General features: G+C 61.0%; 16 protein-coding genes and 1 pseudogene. 11 read left to right on the top strand and 6 right to left on the bottom strand.

Annotation, left to right across the window (positions count from 1 at the left end):
• The first annotated feature begins 61 nt into the window (after positions 1 to 61).
• Together AB4P90_RS12395 and AB4P90_RS12390 are read left to right on the top strand one after the other, a co-directional pair.
• Complete coding sequence (locus AB4P90_RS12395) at positions 62 to 976, top strand: GGDEF domain-containing protein (protein WP_336827527.1); 915 nt, start codon at positions 62 to 64, stop codon at positions 974 to 976.
• Between the two features lies 1 nt (position 977).
• Complete coding sequence (locus AB4P90_RS12390; RefSeq protein WP_020301881.1) at positions 978 to 2,015, top strand: AraC family transcriptional regulator; 1,038 nt, start codon at positions 978 to 980, stop codon at positions 2,013 to 2,015.
• Here AB4P90_RS12390 and AB4P90_RS12385 read toward each other — a convergent pair.
• The 4 genes from AB4P90_RS12385 to AB4P90_RS12370 all read right to left on the bottom strand — a co-directional run bounded on the left by AB4P90_RS12385 (position 2,002) and on the right by AB4P90_RS12370 (position 6,153).
• On the bottom strand, positions 2,002 to 2,883 hold the full coding sequence (locus tag AB4P90_RS12385; RefSeq protein ID WP_072434450.1) for a LysR family transcriptional regulator: 882 nt from the start codon (positions 2,881 to 2,883) through the stop codon (positions 2,002 to 2,004). The two genes, AB4P90_RS12390 and AB4P90_RS12385, sit on opposite strands and share 14 nt — an antisense overlap.
• 197 nt (positions 2,884 to 3,080) lie before the next feature.
• On the bottom strand, positions 3,081 to 3,698 hold the full coding sequence (gene ycaC, locus AB4P90_RS12380) for an isochorismate family cysteine hydrolase YcaC (RefSeq protein WP_003191905.1): 618 nt from the start codon (positions 3,696 to 3,698) through the stop codon (positions 3,081 to 3,083).
• 29 nt (positions 3,699 to 3,727) lie between these two features.
• Positions 3,728 to 5,566 (bottom strand): amidohydrolase, encoded by a 1,839-nt coding sequence (locus AB4P90_RS12375; RefSeq protein ID WP_395605927.1) that lies wholly within the window; start codon positions 5,564 to 5,566, stop codon positions 3,728 to 3,730.
• Positions 5,563 to 6,153: an antibiotic biosynthesis monooxygenase gene (locus tag AB4P90_RS12370; protein ID WP_060767285.1), complete on the bottom strand. Its 591-nt coding sequence runs from the start codon at positions 6,151 to 6,153 to the stop codon at positions 5,563 to 5,565. Before AB4P90_RS12370 ends, AB4P90_RS12375 begins: the two co-directional genes overlap by 4 nt.
• Before the next feature lie 178 nt (positions 6,154 to 6,331).
• Here AB4P90_RS12370 and AB4P90_RS12365 point away from each other — a divergent pair, with 178 nt between their 5' ends.
• From AB4P90_RS12365 to argE, 4 genes are read left to right on the top strand one after another with little or no spacing between them, the layout of a single operon-like run.
• On the top strand, positions 6,332 to 7,663 hold the full coding sequence (locus AB4P90_RS12365; RefSeq protein WP_161981182.1) for an NAD(P)/FAD-dependent oxidoreductase: 1,332 nt from the start codon (positions 6,332 to 6,334) through the stop codon (positions 7,661 to 7,663).
• Between the two features lie 23 nt (positions 7,664 to 7,686).
• A complete protein-coding gene (locus AB4P90_RS12360) occupies positions 7,687 to 8,097 on the top strand; it encodes a RidA family protein (protein ID WP_014718154.1) in 411 nt (136 codons plus the stop codon).
• Between the two features lie 11 nt (positions 8,098 to 8,108).
• Positions 8,109 to 8,786 (top strand): DUF1028 domain-containing protein, encoded by a 678-nt coding sequence (locus AB4P90_RS12355; RefSeq protein WP_014718153.1) that lies wholly within the window; start codon positions 8,109 to 8,111, stop codon positions 8,784 to 8,786.
• Positions 8,783 to 9,928: an acetylornithine deacetylase gene (gene argE, locus AB4P90_RS12350; protein ID WP_014718152.1), complete on the top strand. Its 1,146-nt coding sequence runs from the start codon at positions 8,783 to 8,785 to the stop codon at positions 9,926 to 9,928. The genes AB4P90_RS12355 and argE overlap by 4 nt, the downstream gene beginning before the upstream one ends.
• A 213-nt stretch (positions 9,929 to 10,141) precedes the next feature.
• Here argE and AB4P90_RS12345 read toward each other — a convergent pair whose 3' ends face one another.
• On the bottom strand, positions 10,142 to 11,053 hold the full coding sequence (locus AB4P90_RS12345; RefSeq protein ID WP_014718151.1) for a LysR substrate-binding domain-containing protein: 912 nt from the start codon (positions 11,051 to 11,053) through the stop codon (positions 10,142 to 10,144).
• A gap of 250 nt (positions 11,054 to 11,303) precedes the next feature.
• Between AB4P90_RS12345 and AB4P90_RS12340 the strand changes: the two genes are divergently transcribed.
• The 5 genes and pseudogenes from AB4P90_RS12340 to AB4P90_RS12320 all read left to right on the top strand — a co-directional run bounded on the left by AB4P90_RS12340 (position 11,304) and on the right by AB4P90_RS12320 (position 16,187).
• Positions 11,304 to 12,719: a cytosine permease gene (locus AB4P90_RS12340; protein WP_020301876.1), complete on the top strand. Its 1,416-nt coding sequence runs from the start codon at positions 11,304 to 11,306 to the stop codon at positions 12,717 to 12,719.
• 82 nt (positions 12,720 to 12,801) lie between these two features.
• Positions 12,802 to 12,897 (top strand): annotated as a pseudogene (locus tag AB4P90_RS12335) (fructose-bisphosphate aldolase); the annotation flags it as partial.
• Between the two features lie 465 nt (positions 12,898 to 13,362).
• Positions 13,363 to 14,664 (top strand): IS4 family transposase, encoded by a 1,302-nt coding sequence (locus tag AB4P90_RS12330; protein ID WP_395606097.1) that lies wholly within the window; start codon positions 13,363 to 13,365, stop codon positions 14,662 to 14,664.
• 303 nt (positions 14,665 to 14,967) lie between these two features.
• Positions 14,968 to 15,459: a GNAT family N-acetyltransferase gene (locus AB4P90_RS12325; protein WP_014718149.1), complete on the top strand. Its 492-nt coding sequence runs from the start codon at positions 14,968 to 14,970 to the stop codon at positions 15,457 to 15,459.
• A 329-nt stretch (positions 15,460 to 15,788) separates the two neighbouring features.
• Positions 15,789 to 16,187: a hypothetical protein gene (locus AB4P90_RS12320; RefSeq protein ID WP_014718148.1), complete on the top strand. Its 399-nt coding sequence runs from the start codon at positions 15,789 to 15,791 to the stop codon at positions 16,185 to 16,187.
• Between the two features lie 121 nt (positions 16,188 to 16,308).
• On the opposite strand, the gene AB4P90_RS12315 is transcribed toward AB4P90_RS12320, so the two are convergent.
• Complete coding sequence (locus tag AB4P90_RS12315) at positions 16,309 to 17,502, bottom strand: TPM domain-containing protein (protein WP_395605926.1); 1,194 nt, start codon at positions 17,500 to 17,502, stop codon at positions 16,309 to 16,311.
• Between the last annotated feature and the right edge of the window lie 92 nt (positions 17,503 to 17,594).

Below are 17,594 nucleotides of genomic sequence, written 5' to 3'. Positions count from 1 at the left end.
AACCGTCACATCCATCTGCTGTGCTGGCGCCCATTACTCATTTGCCCAAGGACCCGTGGCCATGTTTTCCGTGCTCAAACCCCACCGCTGGAAACTCGCGTTGCTCCTGATCGCCGCCAACCTCGGACTACTCCTGCACCTGGCCTGCGGCGAGCTCAAGAGCGTCAGCGAATGGGTATGGCTGGATATCATCGGCGAAGGCGGTTCGGCGCTGCTCGCGCTGATCTGGCTGGGCCTGGTGTTGAAAAGCCGCCCCGCCGGACGGGTCACCCAATACCTGGCGCTGGGGCTGTCGTGCATCTTTTTTTCCTGGTGGATCGACAGCCTCGACGAATTCATCCGCCTGCCTGATAGCGTGTCCTGGGACCACTGGCTGGAGTCAGGGCCAATGCCGGTGGGCATGATCCTGCTGACGATTGGCATTTATCACTGGCACCACGAACAACTGGCGATCAGCGCGCAAATGGAAAAACGCGAGCGGTTGTTTCGCGAGCACCGGCTATTCGACAAACTCACGCCCCTGGCCGGCGCCGACTACCTCAAGCGCCAACTCATCGACAGCCTGCGCGACAGCCAAGCGCAGCAACAACCACTGTCGTTGCTCGCCCTGGACCTGGATAACTTCACCACCATCAACCAGGTCTACGGGCATGCCGAGGGTGATGCGGTGCTACAGGCGGTCAGCCACGTGCTGCTGCTCAACCTGCGCCGCCAAGACCTGTTGTGCCGCCTGGCGGGCGATCGTTTCGTGGTGCTGCTGCCCAATACCGGCGAGCGTCAGGCCCAGGGCCTGGCGCTGGAGTTGCAACACGCGGTGCAGAGCCTGGCCCACAAGACCCGGCAACAGGGCGAACGCCTGCAACTGGCGGCGACCACGGCGGTGGCAATGGCCTTGCAAGAGTCCCCCCACGAGCTGCTCACGCGGCTGAATATGGGCCTGGCCCGGGCCAAGCAACCCCTTGCGAAAAGCGCCTGAAATGGCCGTGAAAACCAGCTGGTATGAAAACGACAGCCGCTTCATCCCCGGTCACTATCAACCCGCCACGTTGATCGACCTGGGCTTGTCCCGGGACATCGACAGCCATCGCCTGCTGCGGGGCACCGGCCTGTTCCACGAAGACATCCTGGCCGGCAACGCGCGGTTGAGCCCGCAACAGTTTCTGGGCTTGATCGGCAACAGCCGCAAACTACTGGACGCCGATGACAGCAGTTTCCTGTTTGGCCAACGCCTGCTGCCCGGCTACTACGGCGCCGCCAGCCATGCGCTGGGGCATGCACAGAACCTTCATCAGGCCCTGGACATCCTGATCCAGCAACAAGTGCTGCTCAGCCCGCTGGCCACGCTGCAACTGGAACTGGATGAGCACCACGCTTACCTGTATTGGTTGGACAGTTGCGGCGCCGGCGAACACTGGCGCTTTCTGCTCGAAGCCAGCATGACCTCGCTGGTTGCCATGAGCCAATGGCTCAGCGGCCAGCGCTTGCCATGGGTGTGCAGTTTCAACCATGCCGAACCTCGGTATGTCGAGCAATACTGGGTGCATCTGGGCGAGCACACGCGCTTCGAACGCCCGCTGGATATGATGTGCATCCCCCGTGAATACCTCACCCACAACTGGCCGGGCGCTTCGGCCACGGCGGGCCAGGTCGCACGCCAGCAAGCCCTTGAACAAATCGAGCAACTGGGCTTTGCCACAAGTTTTCTGGACTGCCTCTATGCCTACCTGCGCGAACATGTGCGCCAACCACCCAGCCTGGAACAGGCCGCGCACATTTTCGCCATGAGCCCGGCCACGCTAAAGCGCAAGTTGCAACGGCACGACACCGGTTTTCAGCAACAGGTCGACCGGGTGCGCAAGCATGTGGCCTTGCACCTGTACCTGACCAAGGGCTTGAGTAACGAGGAAGTCGCGGCGTACCTGAACTTCAACGATGCGGCGAATTTTCGGCGTTCGTTCAAGCGGTGGACGGGCAGCACGCCCAACCTGATCCGCCAACTGTTCAGCAGCCGCTAGCGAGGCGTTCGCGCAGGAACTCCACCAGCGCTTGCACCGGGCGTGAACTCTGTCGGTGCTGCGGGTACACCGCCGACAGGGTCAAGGCCTCTGGGGCGAAGTCTTCCAATACCTTGACCAAGCGACCGTCCTTCAAGGCGTCGCTGACGATGAACGTCGGTAGGTAGGTAACGCCCAGACCGGCAATCGCGGTATCGCGCAGCAGGTCACCGTTATTGACGCGCATGCGCCCACTGACGCTCAAGGCTTGCACCTTGCCTTTGAAGCGCCATTGCACCTGGCGGCCGTGGCCGTAGGGCAGGCAGTCGTGCGTGGTTAAATCCTCGGGTTTCAAAGGCGTACCCCGCAACGCCAGGTAGTCGGGGCTGGCGCAATACACCCGCTCGATAGCGGCGATCCGTCGGGCGATCAGGGTGGAATCTTCCAGGGTACCGATGCGTAGCACCAGGTCGTAGCCTTCGCCGATCAAGTCCACCGGACGGTCGCTCAGGTCAACTTCAACGCAGACCTGCGGATGCTGACGCAGAAACAACGGCAACAGGCAACCCAGGTGCGCCATGGCGAACGACAAGGGTGCACTGAGGCGAATGGTGCCTCGGGGCTCGCTGTTCTGGCCAGCGATGCCCTGCTCCACTTGTTCCACCTCACCGAGCAGGCGCAAGGCCGACTCGTAGTAGCTCTGGCCCAGCGGCGTGACGTCCAGGCGCCGTGTGGAGCGGTTAAGCAAGCGCACGCCCAGGCGGTCTTCCAGTTGGATCAGGCGGCGGCTGACGAATTGCTTGGACAAGCCCAATTGCTCGGCGGCGGCGGTGAAACTGCCGGATTCCATGACCTGGCAGAACAGGCGCATGTCTTCGAAGGGGTTCATTGTCGCTTCTCAGGGGACGATGGGCTGTTTTATAGCCTGTCAGTGGTCACACCACAAACCAAAATGTGAACACAATCAAATGTGGGAGCTGGCTTGCCTGCGATAGCGGTGTATCAGCCAGCAATGCTGTTGACTGATGCACCGCTATCGCAGGCAAGCCAGCTCCCACAGGGTTTTGCGGTGTTTTACCGACCAGGTTACTTGGCAGCGAACGCCGAGTAGCTGTTCATCAGGTTGCGGTAGTTGGGAATGCGCGGCGAGAGCAGGTTGGCCAGGCCTTCCATGTCGTTGCGCCAGTCCACTTGCAGCTCGCAAGCCACCGAGAACCAGTTGACCAGTTGTGCACCGGCGGCGGTCATACGCGCCCAGGCGGCTTGTTGCACGGTTTCGTTGAAGGTGCCGGAAGCGTCGGTGACCACGAAGACCTCAAAGCCTTCGTCAAGGGCACACAGGGTCGGGAACGCCACGCACACGTCGGTCACCACACCGGCAATGATGATTTGCTTGCGGCCGGTGGCCTTGACGGCCTTGACGAAATCTTCGTTGTCCCACGCGTTGATCTGGCCAGGGCGCGGAATGTACGGCGCGTCGGGGAACAGTTCTTTGAGCTCAGGCACCAATGGGCCGTTGGGGCCGCTTTCAAAGCTGGTGGTCAGGATGGTCGGCAGGTTGAAGAACTTCGCCACGTCGGCCAGGGCCAGCACGTTGTTCTTGAACTCGTTGGGGGAGAAATCCTGCACCAGGGAGATCAGGCCGGTCTGGTGATCAACCAACAAAACAACAGCATCGTCTTTGTTCAAGCGCTTGTAAGTCATGGGTAACTCCTTTAGGGATGGGGTGTTCTTCAAAAGGCAAAGCAGGAGCAGCCGAACGCACCCCAGAAACCCTGGAAGTCGCTGACCGGCACGCTGGAAAGGCGCGCTTTTTCATGGCTATGGGCATGCACGCCACAGGGGCCGCTGCACTGGTGAACCTGGGCCTGCATCGGCGACGTGGGGCGCCAGTGCCCCGGCACCTTGACCACCGGCGACCAGTCCGGCAGCACCGGTACCCGTGGCGGTGCGAAATCTTCGAAGTCGCCAGCGCCGTACACGACCTTGCCGCCGACCACGGTCAGCACCGACTCGATCCACTTGATGGCTTCTTCTTCGACGCTGAAAAAGTCCGCCGACAACGCGGCGACATCCGCCAGTTGACCGACCTTGATCTGGCCTTTCTTGCCCTGCTCGGAGGAGAACCAGGCGCTGCCGTGGGTGAACAGCTCCAATGCGGTAAGGCGCGGCAAGCCCTCGGCGTGCAGCTCCAGGCCACCGACGGTGCGGCCGCTGACCATCCAATACAGCGAGGTCCAGGGGTTGTAGCTCGACACGCGGGTGGCATCGGTGCCCGCCCCTACCGGCACGCCTTCGGCCAGCATGCGCTTGATCGGCGGCGTGGCTTCGGCGGCCTTGGCGCCGTAGCGCTCGACGAAGTATTCGCCCTGGAACGCCATGCGATCCTGAATCGCAATACCGCCACCGAGGGCACGCACGCGTTCGATGTTTTTCGGGGTGATGGTTTCGGCGTGGTCGAAGAACCACGGCAAGCCATTGAACGGAATATCGCGGTTGACCTTCTCGAACACGTCGAGCATGCGCGAGATGGACTCGTCGTAAGTGGCGTGCAGACGGAACGGCCAGCGCTGTTCCACCAGGTGGCGTACCACCGGTTCCAGCTCCTGTTCCATGGTCAGCGGCAGGTCCGGGCGGGGTTCGAGGAAGTCTTCGAAATCCGCCGCCGAGAACACCAGCATCTCGCCGGCACCGTTATGGCGCAGGTAGTCATCGCCCTGGTGCAGGGTGACGCTGCCGGTCCAGTGCTTGAAGTCGCTGAGCTCTTCCTTGGGCTTCTGGGTGAACAGGTTGTAGGCGATGCGCACCGTCAACTGTTGATCCTTGGCCAGTTGCTCGATCACCGCATAGTCATCGGGGTAGTTCTGGAAGCCGCCGCCGGCATCGATGGCGCTGGTCAGGCCCAGGCGATTGAGTTCCCGCATGAACTGGCGGGTGGAGTTGACCTGATATTCCAAAGGCAGTTTCGGGCCTTTGGCCAAGGTCGAGTACAAGATCATCGCGTTGGGCCGCGCCACCAGCATGCCGGTGGGGTTGCCGTTGCTGTCGCGTACGATCTCACCGCCCGGCGGGTTCGGCGTGTCCTTGGTGTAGCCCGCCACCCGCAGGGCTGCGCGGTTGAGCAAGGCGCGGTCGTACAAGTGCAGCACGAACACCGGGGTGTCCGGGGCGGCCTGGTTGAGTTCTTCCAGGGTGGGCATGCGCTTTTCGGCGAACTGGAATTCGTTCCAACCGCCCACCACGCGTACCCATTGCGGCGTGGGCGTGCGGTCGGCCTGGTCTTTGAGCATGCGCAAGGCATCGGCCAGGGACGGCACGCCTTCCCAGCGCAGTTCAAGGTTGTAGTTCAACCCGCCACGAATCAGGTGCAAGTGCGAGTCGTTGAGGCCGGGAATCACGGTGCGGCCCTTCAGGTCGATGACCTGGGTGCCGCTGCCGCGCAGGGCCATGGCTTCGCCGTTGGTACCGACGGCGACAAAGCGCCCTTGGTGGATGGCCACGGCGGTGGCGCGTGGGTTTTCCCGGTCCACGGTGTGGAACTGGCCATTGAACAGAATCAGATCGGCGTTCATAGGGTTTCCTTTACAGAGGCTTCAAGCCAGGGAGCGAACAGGCGGGTGGCCGCCGGCATCAGCAGGTACACCACCAGCAACACGATGGTCAGGGTGACCAGGAAGGTGGAGACCACGTAGTTGGACAAAAACGGGTGCAACCGCAGGATCGGCCCCCAGATAAACGGCAGCAGCAGGGTTTGCGGCAGGATCACAAACAGGCTGACCACCGCCTGCTTCCAGCGCGGCGGCTTGGCACCGCCATCGGCCTGGGGCGTGAACCAGAATTCATTGGCCGCGCCGATTTCCGTCTGGTCGCCATCCGCCAGCATGGGCGCGGCTTCGTCGATCAGGGCCTGGCGTTGCGGGGAGCCGAGCCACAGCTCAAGGGCGTTGGTGGAGCTATAGCGCAGCACGCAAGTGAACAGCGCCATGCCGTTTTGCTGGCTGCGCACCACGTCAACGCCAAGGTGCCCAGGGCGTTCGCCGGCGATGCGCACGATGCGGCGCAGCCAGGCTTCGTACTCGACTTCAAAGCCGGGTTTGACCCGGTGCTTGACGACCAGGGTGACGACTTCGTCGGGGCGGGTGTTGGCGGTTGATTCCATGGCTGGGTGTTTCCCCGGAGCATTGAGCGATGGGGAGAGTGTGGCCGGTTGGCAGGTGTGGGGAATTGCATGTATGTGCTGTCTGGCAGGCATTCGCCGGCTCTGCATCCGATATTTATGCTCACTTCCCAACTTAATAATATTTTATTAATACCCCCCCGCCGCCTAACTTGACGTCATGCCCGAGCTGAATCCAACTGCATTACGCAAGGATAGAGACATGACTGTAGCGATAACAAAAATAGACACGCTGGTGGTTGGCGCAGGTCAAGCTGGCGTGGCCATGAGCGAGCATTTGAGCAAGCAAGGCGTGCCGCACCTGGTGCTGGAACGCAGCCGTATTGCCGAGCGCTGGCGCACCGGCCGCTGGGACTCATTGGTCGCCAACGGCCCGGCCTGGCATGACCGCTTCCCCGGCCTGCATTTCGATGACGTCCCCGCCGATGGGTTCGCACCCAAAGAGCGCGTCGCCGATTACTTCGAAGCCTATGCCCGTAAATTCAACGCGCCGATCCGCACCGGCGTGGACGTCACCTCAGTAGTACGCAACGAGGGGCGCCCCGGCTTTACCGTGCACACCAGCGAAGGCGTGATCGAAGCCAACCGCGTGGTAGCCGCCACCGGGCCCTTTCAAAAGCCTGTGATTCCCGCTATCGCGCCTAAAGACACCGCGCTGCACCAGATCCACTCCGCCGACTATCGCAACCCTGGGCAACTGCCAGCCGGCGCTGTGCTGGTGGTGGGCGCCGGCTCGTCCGGGGTGCAAATTGCCGATGAATTGCAGCGTTCCGGTCGCCAGGTGTACCTGTCGGTCGGCGCCCATGACCGCCCTCCTCGCGCCTATCGCAACCGCGACTTCTGCTGGTGGTTGGGCGTATTGGGCGAGTGGGACCAGGCGGCGATGAAACCCGGCCGCGAGCACGTCACCATTGCCGTGAGTGGCGCCCACGGCGGCAAGACCATCGACTTTCGCGAGCTGGCCCAGCAAGGCATGACCCTGGTCGGCCTGACTCACGCCTTCGACGGCACGGTGGCAACGTTCCAACCCAACCTGGTGGAGAACCTGGCGCGCGGTGATGAAAACTACCTGGCCTTGCTGGATGCGGCCGACGCCTATATCGAGCGCAACGGCCTCGACCTGCCCCTGGAGCCCGAGGCACGTCGCGTGTTCCCCGACGCTGAATGCATCAAGCAGCCGATCCTGACACTGGACCTGGCGGAGGCTGGCATCACTTCGATCATCTGGGCCACCGGATTTGCCGTGGACTACAGCTGGTTGCAGGTAGACGCCTTCGACGCCGCTGGCAAGCCGCAACACCAGCGCGGTGTCTCCAGCGAAGCGGGCATCTACTTCCTTGGGTTGCCATGGCAATCGCGGCGTGGCTCGTCGTTTATCTGGGGCGTGTGGCACGACGCCAAATACGTGGCCGACCATATCGCCATCCAGCGTCAGTACCTTGAGTACCGCGAAGCCGCCCCGGTTGCCCGCCAGTCCCCTGTCAGCGCCTGATCATTTTTCCCAGGAGTTTTTTGATGCCTACTCACACTCGCATTCGCATGTTCAACACCAAAGAAACCTATCCCAACCAGAGCCTGGACAACGACCTATGCCAGGCCGTGCGCGCCGGCAACACCGTGTACGTACGCGGCCAGGTGGGCACTGATTTCGACGGCAACCTGGTCGGCCTCGGCGACCCACGGGCCCAGGCCGAGCAGGCGATGAAGAACGTCAAGCAACTGCTGGAAGAAGCCGGCAGCGACCTCAGCCATATCGTCAAAACCACCACCTATTTGATCGACCCACGCTATCGCGAGCCGGTGTACCAGGAAGTCGGCAAGTGGCTCAAGGGCGTGTTCCCGATTTCCACCGGGCTGGTGGTTTCGGCCCTGGGCCAGCCGCAGTGGCTGATGGAAATTGATGTGATCGCGGTTATTCCAGAGTAAGGAGGCTAGCCATGACCTTTTCTATCGTCGGCCGTTGTGCAGAGACCGGCCAACTGGGCATTGCCATCAGCTCATCGAGCATCGCCGTGGGCGCCCGCTGCCCGTGGCTGCGGCCCGGTGTGGGCGCCGTGTCGACCCAGAACATCACCTTGCCGGCCCTCGGTCCGGACGTCCTCGACGGGCTGGAACAGGGCCTGGCTCCCGCCGACGCCGTCGATAAAGCGCTCACCCGCAACGGCTACAGCCAGTACCGGCAACTGACGGCGATTGACCACCTGGGCCGCAGCGTGCATTTCAGCGGCAGTCAGACCCTGGGTACCCATCACGCGGTATCGGGCGAGCAATGCGTGGCGGCGGGCAATATGCTCGCCGCCCCTGAAGTGATCACCGCGATGGTCACGGCCTTCGAACAGGGCGAAGGCCAGCTCGCAGACCGTCTACTGGCCGCGATGCATGCCGCCATCGCCGCCGGTGGCGAAGCCGGCCCGGTGCACTCCGCCGCGCTGGTGGTGGTGGGCGAGTTGACTTGGCCGATTATCAACTTGCGCGTGGATTGGGCCGACGAGGCGCCGATTGGCGAATTGCAAAAACTCTGGGATGCCTACCGCCCACAGGTGCAGGACTATATCGATCGCGCCCTCGCCCCCGACCGCTCCCCCGGCTACGGTGTGGCCGGAGACGACCGATGAGCCGCAGCCGCGACCTGCTGGAAACCCTGGTGGGCTTCGACACCACCAGCCGCGAGTCCAACCTGCAATTGATCGAGTATGTGCGCGATTACCTGGCCGGGCTTGGCGTCACCAGCGAGCTGGTCTACAACGCGCAACGCAGCAAGGCCAACCTGTTTGCCAGCATCGGCCCGGTGGAACTGCCAGGTATCGTGCTGTCGGGGCATACCGACGTGGTGCCGGTGGATGGGCAACCCTGGAGCCTGCCGCCGTTCACGCTGACCGAGCGCGACGGCAAGCTGTTCGGGCGCGGCACCGCCGACATGAAGGGGTATATCGCCTGCGTGCTGGCGTTGGTGCCAGCGCTGGTCAAGGCGCCATTGCGCCTGCCGGTGCACATCGCCCTGTCCTACGATGAGGAAGTCGGCTGCCTGGGCGTGCGCTCGCTGCTCGCCGTTCTTGAACAGCGTCCGGTCAAGCCGATGTTGTGCATCATCGGCGAGCCGACCGAGCTCAAGCCGGTGCTGGGCCACAAGGGGAAGTTGGCGATGCGCTGCGATGTTCAGGGCCAGGCGTGCCACTCGGCCTATGCGCCCTCGGGTGTGAATGCGATTGAACACGCCGCCGAGTTGATCGGTGAACTGGGGCGCATTGGCCAACGGCTACGCGCGCGTCAGGACCCACGTTTTGACCCGCCGTTCAGCACGGTACAGACCGGCATGATCAACGGCGGCAAGGCCTTGAATATCGTGCCAGCCGACTGCCGCTTTGACTTTGAGGTGCGCGCCCTGCCCTCCATGGACCCGGGCGAAGTAGCTGAAGAGCTACAGGCCTACGCGCGGCAGCAGGTGTTGCCGCGCATGCAGGCGGTCAGCAAGCAGAGTTCGATTCGGTTCACCGAGCTGTCGGCCTACCCAGGGCTGGTCACGGATGAGCGCAGCCAGGCGGCGCAATTGATTGCGACGTTTTGCGACTCGCAGGCATTCGGCACCGTAGCGTTTGGTACCGAGGGCGGGCTGTTCGATGCGGTGGGTATTCCCACCGTGGTATGCGGGCCAGGCAGCATGGACCAAGGGCATAAGCCCGATGAGTTTGTGAGCCTGGAGCAGCTCGATGGCTGCGATGCGATGTTGCAGCGGTTGCTAGGCTTTATCAGCACCTGAAGACATCGCACCACCTATGTGGGAGGGGCCAGCCCCAATGCCGATCAGTTAAGCGCAAATCCCTGTGGGAGCGGGCTTGCCCGCGAAGGCGGTGTGTCAATCACTGCATCGGTTACTGCACGACCGCTTTCGCAGGCAAGCCAGCTCCCACCTTTGATCTTCGTTGCGTTGAGCACTGTGTTCGCTTAACTGATCGGCATTGGGGTTTGGTGTTCAGCCCAGTAGTCGGGCCAACTCTTCGCGGCAGTAGTCGACAAACAACTGCACCGGTTTGGTCAAGGGTGCGCGGCGTAGCCAGACGGCGGACAACCCCGACCCCGTGACCGTTTCCACCAAGGGAATGCACACCACTTTCTGCCCATCATAGGTGTACTCGCTGAACGGTTTGGTCACCAGGATCGAGAACCCGAACCCCCGCCCCACCATGCCCCGCACCATTTCGATGGAGGGCGAGCTGAATACGATATTCGGGGTCAGCCCGCGCTCTTCGAAGATGCTCACGAAGTAGGTACGGCTGGGCAACACGTCCAGCAAAATCATCGGCTCCAGCACCAGGTCGGCCAGGGACACCTTGGCCTGTTGGGCAAAGCGGTGGTCGGCCGGCAGCAACGCATAGGGCTGTTGCGGCGGCATCAGCGGCGTGGTCTCGATGGTGCTGCCCAGGTCGTGCTCAAACAGCATCGCCACGTCGATACTGCCCGCCGTCAGCGCCTGCACCAGCTCCTGCTGCTCGCCATCGCGGATGCGGATCTCCACGCCCGGCCAGCGCGCCTTGAAACCGGCGATCAAGCGTGGCAAGTACAACGGTGCCACGGTTTCAAAACAACCGATGTCAATCTGCCCGGCCACCACATCGTTATCGGCCAGGGCGTTCTGTTCGAACTCATGGGCTACCCGCAACAGCTCCAACGCCTTGCGATAAAAGCGCGCGCCGCTGGGCGTGAGGGAAACGCCCTGGGCGTGATGGCGGATAAACAGTTGCACGCCAAAGCTGTCTTCCAGTTGCTTGATCGCCGTGGAAACCGACGGCTGGGCGATATACAGCTTGCGCGACGCCTCGGCAACGCTGCCGCATTCGGCCGTGGTCACAAAATATCTGAGCTGACGCAGGTTATAGGCTGCCATCGGCACCTCCCTAAACGTGGTTTTTTGCCCCAAACAAGTGCGCAGAAACACCGGTTTTTCAAGCCATTGACGTGCATGCAACATACCGGAGCAAAAAACCTCACGAGATACTTTTTTTAAGGTCTATAGCAACAAACTTACTAATTTACCTGCCTGCGCCCATTGCAGATGATCACTCCAACAACAAAGCGGTGCCCATGCGCCGCACAGCGAAGTACGCCCACGTACTCACCTTGCCTTGGAGCTCGTCATGGTTACCACTGCAACATCCTCCGCCCCGCTCATCGAAAAACACACGATTGGATACGTGCCCCCGGAAGATCGCCATGGAAAGGTAAGAGACCTGTTCACCCTGTGGTTCGGCGGCAACATCGCGCCGTTGCCGATCGTCACTGGCGCACTGGGTGTGCAACTGTTCCACCTCAACCTGGTGTGGGGCATTGTCGCCATCCTTGTCGGCCATTTGGTCGGCGGTGTGTTGATGGCATTGCACTCGGCCCAGGGCCCGCAAATGGGTATCCCGCAGATGATCCAGAGTCGTGCACAGTTCGGCTCCCTCGGCGCATTGCTGGTGGTGGTGATTGCCGGGGTGATGTACATCGGCTTCTTCGCCTCCAACATCGTGCTGGCCGGTAAATCCCTGCATGGTGTGGTGGACGCCGTGCCTGTACCGGTGGGCATCGTTATCGGCGCCATCGGTTCCGGGATCATCGGCATCATCGGCTACCGCTTCATCCACGTACTCAACCGCATCGGTACCTGGGTCCTCGGCGCAGGCATCGTGCTGGGCTTTGGCTACATCTTCACCCATGTGCAGACCACCGATTTCCTCACCCGTGGCAGCTTCAACATCTCCGGTTGGCTGGCCACTGTTTCCCTGGCTGCACTGTGGCAAATCGCGTTTGCGCCCTACGTGTCGGACTACTCCCGCTACCTGCCCGCCGACGTGCCGGTAGCCGCCACCTTCTGGACCACCTACCTGGGCTCGGCGCTGGGGTCGAGCCTGGCGTTCATCTTCGGCGCCGTGGCAGTGCTCGCCACGCCGGTAGGCATGGACACCATGGACGCCGTCAAACTCGCCACCGGCGCCATCGGCCCGTTGATGCTGGTGCTGTTCCTGCTCAGCGTGATCAGCCACAACGCCCTCAACCTGTACGGCGCGGTGCTGTCGATCATCACCCTGGTACAGACCTTCGCCTACCGCTGGATCCCGACCGCGAAAAGCCGTGCGGTGATCTCCATCATCGTGCTGGCCGCCTGTTCGATTGCGGCGGTGTTTGCCTCCCAAGACTTCATCGGCCACTTCGTCGACATGGTGCTGGTGCTGCTGGTGGTGCTGGTGCCCTGGACGGCGATCAACCTGATCGACTTCTATGCCATTCACAAAGGCCAATACGACATCGCCTCGATCTTCCGCGTGGATGGCGGCATCTACGGCAAGTACAACCCCCAGGCGCTGCTGGCCTATGCGGTGGGGATCGTGGTGCAGATTCCGTTCATGAACACGCCGCTGTACGTGGGGCCGATTTCGCAGCACATCAACGGCGCGGACTTGTCGTGGGTGGTGGGGTTGGTGGTGACGTCGCCGTTGTACTTCTGGTTGGCGAGTCGGGACAGTGCGTATAAGCGCCGGATGGACAGTGGGAAGTTGGTGAGTGGGGTTTGATACATCCTGTCGGTATGGCGGCTGTGCGTCGGAGACCTTCGGGTCTGCCGGGGGTGATTCTTCCTGGTATGCGAACCCGCGCACAGTTGCCAATACCGCCCGGATCATGGTCCAGGATGTGGCGGATGTGTTTACGGTGATTGAAAAACATGGCCTTGATTCGCCTGCTGTGCAGTAAGTTGTGAGAAAACCCGCCTCGGCGGGTTTTCTGGTTTTTGCGAAACTCAATCCTACCCGCTCCTACCCAGGCGGTAACCACGATGCGAAGCGAGCCGCTCTTGATCTGCTTTTGATCTTGCTTTTGATCTCAGGCGCCCCGTTAAACCACGCTGGCCGGAATTCGACAGGGATTTGGGGGGTAAACCGGCAGGGATGCCGGTTTAGCCGCCCCGCGCCATGGATGGCGCGTGGCGGCGGCCCCCCAAATCACTGGCGGATTACGGGCACACCGAGCCCAAGCGAGGTGCCGAGTGGTGGGGCGAGGACCTTTTGGTTACTTTTGGGTCCTTCCAAAAGTGACCCGCTGTAAAAGCCAGCCCTTTCAAGGTCTTCTGTAAAATCCCCTGAAATTCATTCAGGGGGTACCTAAACGATGTGGGCGGAAGTTCTAGCGCGTTTCGAAAAAAAAGCACCTGCCAGTGTCATGGCCAAACTGGCGCTGCAGCAGGCTATTGCCCCCGAGTGGATTGATCAGGTTTTCGAAGAACACCGGCAACGGCAGTATTCTCGTGAGCTATTGTTCTCGACCATCATCAAGCTAATGTCCCTTGTTTCATTGGGCTTGAAGCCATCTCTGCACGCCGCCGCGCGACAACTGGAGGACCTTCCGGTCAGCCTGGCGGCTCTCTACGACAAGATCAGTCGTACCGAGCCTGCTCTGTTGCGCGCCCTGATTACGGGCTGTGCACAGCGCCTGGCTCCAACCATCCGGGAGCTGGGCTGCACGGCGATGCTGCCGGGTTGGCAGGTTCGGGTAGTGGACGGTAATCACCTGGCATCCACTGAAAAACGTCTGGGAGCTTTACGCAACGAGCGCGGCGCCGCTCGTCCCGGTTTTTCGGTTGTTGCATACGATCCCGATCTGGATCAGGTCGTCGACCTTCAGGCGTGTGAGGATGCCTACGCAAGCGAGCGCGTTTGTGTGCTGCCTTTATTGGCCAATGCCGAGCCAGGCCAAGTGTGGCTGGCTGACCGGCTTTATTGCACGCTCCCGGTTATGGAGGCTTGTGAGCAAGTCCAAACTTGCTTTGTCATTCGTCAGCAAGCCAAGCATCCACGCTTGATTCAAGAGGGTGAGTGGCAAGAGCCAGTACCTGTGGAAACTGGCACTGTGCGTGAGCAGATCATCCAGGTCAAAGGCGGTTACCAATGTCGGCGTGTCGAACTGACGCTTCATTCGCCAACGGACTCCGGCGACAGCAGCTTGATGTTCTGGAGCAACCTGCCTGAGAGCGTCAGTGCGCAACAGATCGCCGAACTGTATCGCCGCCGCTGGAGCATTGAAGGTATGTTCCAGCGACTGGAAGCGATCCTGGAAAGTGAGATCGAAACCCTTGGCAGCCCAAAGGCTGCCTTACTGGGGTTCGCAACGGCGGTATTGGCTTACAACGTCCTGGCTGTTCTCAAACGCAGTGTTGAACAGGCTCATCGGGATACCCAGCCTGAAGGATGGGAAGCCTCGATTTACCATTTAGCGGTTCAGGTCAGGAGTGGATATGAGGGAATGCAGATTGCGCTGCCCTCGGAACATCTTCCTGTCATTCCGTTGGAAAAACTGGCTCAGCACTTATTGGCGCTTGCCAGAAATATCCAACCTAAACAAGTTGCGAAAAGCCTCCGTGGCCCCAAGGTACCCAAGCCCAAAACATGGGTTAAAGGCACCGCGGTGAATGCGCATGTTTCAACGGACCGGATAATCAAGGCTGCCAAGACGAAAAGACCTTGAAAGGGCTGGCTGTAAAAGCGGAACCCTAAGTGGCCGTTACCGCAGGAATGGATATGTACACGGTCCAACTGTGTTGACTGTTAGGCCGTCTTCGCAGGCAAGCCAGCTCCCACATTTGGATCGCGTAGGGTCAGATAGATAGGTGTCGGCCTTCAGGCCGTCATCGCAGGCAAGCCCCACAGTTTGATTGCGCAGCACCAAAGTTGAACCTCACGCTTCACCCGTCAGGGCCGGCCTTGCGGTGCCAAAGGTGCAACGTTTCTCTATGATGTGGCCTTTCACTGAAAATCTCTGGAACGGCCCATGCCCACCCTCACCCTGCGCAACGCCCTGCCCACCGACGCAGCACGCTGCTTTGAAATCGAAACCAGCGCCTACGAGGGCGACGAAGCCGCCACGCTTGAAAAGATCACCACGCGTATCGCGCAGTATCCCGAGGGCTTTTTGATCCTGGAGGAAGATGGCGCAGTGGTGGGCTTCATCAACTCAGGGTGCGCCCATGAAGTGGTGATGTCGGACGAGGCCTTCAAGGAGTTGGTGGGCCATGTGGCCGAGGCACCGAATGTGGTGATCATGTCGGTGGTGGTCGACCCGGCCCATCAAGGCAAGGGCTATGCGAAACGGCTGATGACTGAGTTCGTGCAACGCATGCAGGCAATGGGCAAGCGCACCCTCCACCTGATGTGCAAGGCGCAGCATGTGCCGTTGTACCGAGCAATGGGCTACACCTACGTGCGCCCTTCGCCGTCGGATCATGGGGGTATGGCGTGGCATGAGATGGTGAAGACGCTTTAATGCAAGCCGTTGCACGAGTGATTGCAAAAGTGTTTCCAAGCGTGAGGCAACCAAAAGACCTGCAACGACCGAATGTGTTTCGGTGAGTGAAAAGCTGGCACTGCGCTGCGCTATCTGACAGCCAGCCTGACTTTTCGGAGCGTGGGCCGGACTGCGCCTATAGCCTTTTGACTCACTCGAAAACCAACACCTGATGCGGTTTCACGTTGTTACATCCAGCCAAAACAGACCTCGTTGAGCGCCTGCCCCAGGCGCTGTAGCCTGCGAAACGCCCTGTCAGGGCCACCCTCTGACAGGGTCAATTTCCAAGCAATCAGAGAGGTGCAATCATGTCTTCAATCAATGGCTCCGCCCCATTCGTACCCGCGTACCAGCCCGCTGCCAAACACCCTATCGATAATGATGTACCGAGGAAAAACTCTCTGGACAAACAGGCTGGAGAAGATGCCGAAGTGTCCAATGGCAAGGGCGGCTGGAAAAACATTGGCAATGCGACGCGCGACCACGCCAACCGCACTCGGCTGGATCGCAATTTCTTGCCTTCAGACAAAAAGACCGTCGATGACGCCCAGGTCAATACCAGGGCTGGATATCACGGCACCGGCACCCTGCCCGCCTTCCCAACTTGGGATGACAAGGCCTTAAACGACTCCGCGTCCAATGCCCTGCGTCAACCGATCGACTTCGAAATAAAACCTGACGGCAACGGCGGTTGGACCAAGGCGTGACAACTCCACTGTCTAAGCCGCTTTAGCACTCAGGGCTTTGCCGAACAACCAGTACCCAGGGGCTTCACCCTCAAAGGTACAGTTCAGCGGTTGTTCCACTATGGGACAGCCGCCGAGTCATCTACCAACTGCCGGAAGCCCCCCCGCCACCGCTGGAACCGCCACCGCCCGACGAACTGCTGCTGGTGCTGGAGCCGCTGGAACCTGAGCTGGACCCGCCGCCGGAGCCAGAACCTTCGCCGACCTTGCCAAAGATAATCAGCGCAACAAACGATGCGATAGGAAATGCCAGCAACCAGGCGTCGCGATCGCCGTCCATCACCTGCCCCGCCACCCCATACACGGCCACCGCCGCCAGCAGTCGTACGCTAAAACCTGCGCGGCTGGTGCGCCAGGTCTGCCTCATGAGCAGCACCAGCACCAGGTACAACCCCAGCACCACCAAGACGCCCAGGGGCCACAGCAACCAGTGGGTGAAACTGACGTCTACGTAATGGTTTGCCACCACCAACCCGAGGATGTAAGCCAGCAGCCCGATCACGCCGTAAAACAGCGTGCGCACCTGCCACAACGCGCCGAATAGCGCGCCGCCAATCAACAAGGTCAGCGGCATTGCAACGAGGAACATCGGCCAGTCCCGACCACCGGCCAATACCGCCAGCAACAGCGTGGCCGCAACTGCGATGATCAAAGCTCTGCGCCAGTGCAACTTGCCAGCGGCGATCAGTGTACCGGCGAGCGCCCCCAGGACAAACGCCGCCAATATCGCGAAAAATTGCGGGTTGATCCCCGGCCCGGCCACTTCAGGCAGGTCGCCGCCGTCCACCAGGACCACCAGCGCGCTCACGCCTTGCTGGATGCCACCGGCAAAATCGCCCTGACGAAACGCTGGAGTGAGACGTTCTTCAATGATGCGATGGGCCAGCAGGTCAGTGACGATGCCTTCCAGGCCATAACCCACCTCGATGCGCACTGTGCGGTCGGCTTTGGCCACCACCAGCAGGATGCCGTCGTTGACGTCCTTGCGCCCCAGCTTCCAGGCGCGGAACAGTTGGTTGGCATAGTCTTCGATGCCGCTGCTGCCGGTGGTCGGCACCAGCAATACGGCCACTTGCGCGCCTTTGCGTTGTTCAAGGTCGGCGAGTTGTTGCTTGAGGCGCAGCACGGTGCCCGAGTCGAGGGTATTGGTCAGGTCAATAACCCGCTGATCAAGGGCAACCCCAATCGGCGAGGTGTCCGCATGAGCGGCGATTAACAGGCTGGAAAACACCAGGGCCAGTAGGCTGAACACCGATTGCCGCACAAGCACGATCATGTATGGTTACCTGAAGTCTCTCCCTGAAGACGCCGACTTTACCTTATCTGCACGCAAACGCGTGACCCAGGGCCTGCGACTATCTAAACTGC

Source organism: Pseudomonas sp. B16120 (assembly GCF_044218845.1).
Lineage (GTDB): Bacteria > Pseudomonadota > Gammaproteobacteria > Pseudomonadales > Pseudomonadaceae > Aquipseudomonas > Aquipseudomonas paracarnis.
Note: the sequence above shows the minus strand (reverse complement) of the source record. Positions and strands in the feature narration are given on the sequence as shown.

Coding starts and splice junctions, on each gene's coding strand:
- AB4P90_RS12395 (WP_336827527.1), top strand. CDS start 62: ATGTTTTCCGTGCTCAAACCCCACCGCTGGAAACTCGCGTTGCTCCTG.
- AB4P90_RS12390 (WP_020301881.1), top strand. CDS start 978: ATGGCCGTGAAAACCAGCTGGTATGAAAACGACAGCCGCTTCATCCCC.
- AB4P90_RS12385 (WP_072434450.1), bottom strand. CDS start 2,883: ATGAACCCCTTCGAAGACATGCGCCTGTTCTGCCAGGTCATGGAATCC.
- ycaC (WP_003191905.1), bottom strand. CDS start 3,698: ATGACTTACAAGCGCTTGAACAAAGACGATGCTGTTGTTTTGTTGGTT.
- AB4P90_RS12375 (WP_395605927.1), bottom strand. CDS start 5,566: ATGAACGCCGATCTGATTCTGTTCAATGGCCAGTTCCACACCGTGGAC.
- AB4P90_RS12370 (WP_060767285.1), bottom strand. CDS start 6,153: ATGGAATCAACCGCCAACACCCGCCCCGACGAAGTCGTCACCCTGGTC.
- AB4P90_RS12365 (WP_161981182.1), top strand. CDS start 6,332: ATGCCCGAGCTGAATCCAACTGCATTACGCAAGGATAGAGACATGACT.
- AB4P90_RS12360 (WP_014718154.1), top strand. CDS start 7,687: ATGCCTACTCACACTCGCATTCGCATGTTCAACACCAAAGAAACCTAT.
- AB4P90_RS12355 (WP_014718153.1), top strand. CDS start 8,109: ATGACCTTTTCTATCGTCGGCCGTTGTGCAGAGACCGGCCAACTGGGC.
- argE (WP_014718152.1), top strand. CDS start 8,783: ATGAGCCGCAGCCGCGACCTGCTGGAAACCCTGGTGGGCTTCGACACC.
- AB4P90_RS12345 (WP_014718151.1), bottom strand. CDS start 11,053: ATGGCAGCCTATAACCTGCGTCAGCTCAGATATTTTGTGACCACGGCC.
- AB4P90_RS12340 (WP_020301876.1), top strand. CDS start 11,304: ATGGTTACCACTGCAACATCCTCCGCCCCGCTCATCGAAAAACACACG.
- AB4P90_RS12330 (WP_395606097.1), top strand. CDS start 13,363: ATGGCCAAACTGGCGCTGCAGCAGGCTATTGCCCCCGAGTGGATTGAT.
- AB4P90_RS12325 (WP_014718149.1), top strand. CDS start 14,968: ATGCCCACCCTCACCCTGCGCAACGCCCTGCCCACCGACGCAGCACGC.
- AB4P90_RS12320 (WP_014718148.1), top strand. CDS start 15,789: ATGTCTTCAATCAATGGCTCCGCCCCATTCGTACCCGCGTACCAGCCC.
- AB4P90_RS12315 (WP_395605926.1), bottom strand. CDS start 17,502: ATGATCGTGCTTGTGCGGCAATCGGTGTTCAGCCTACTGGCCCTGGTG.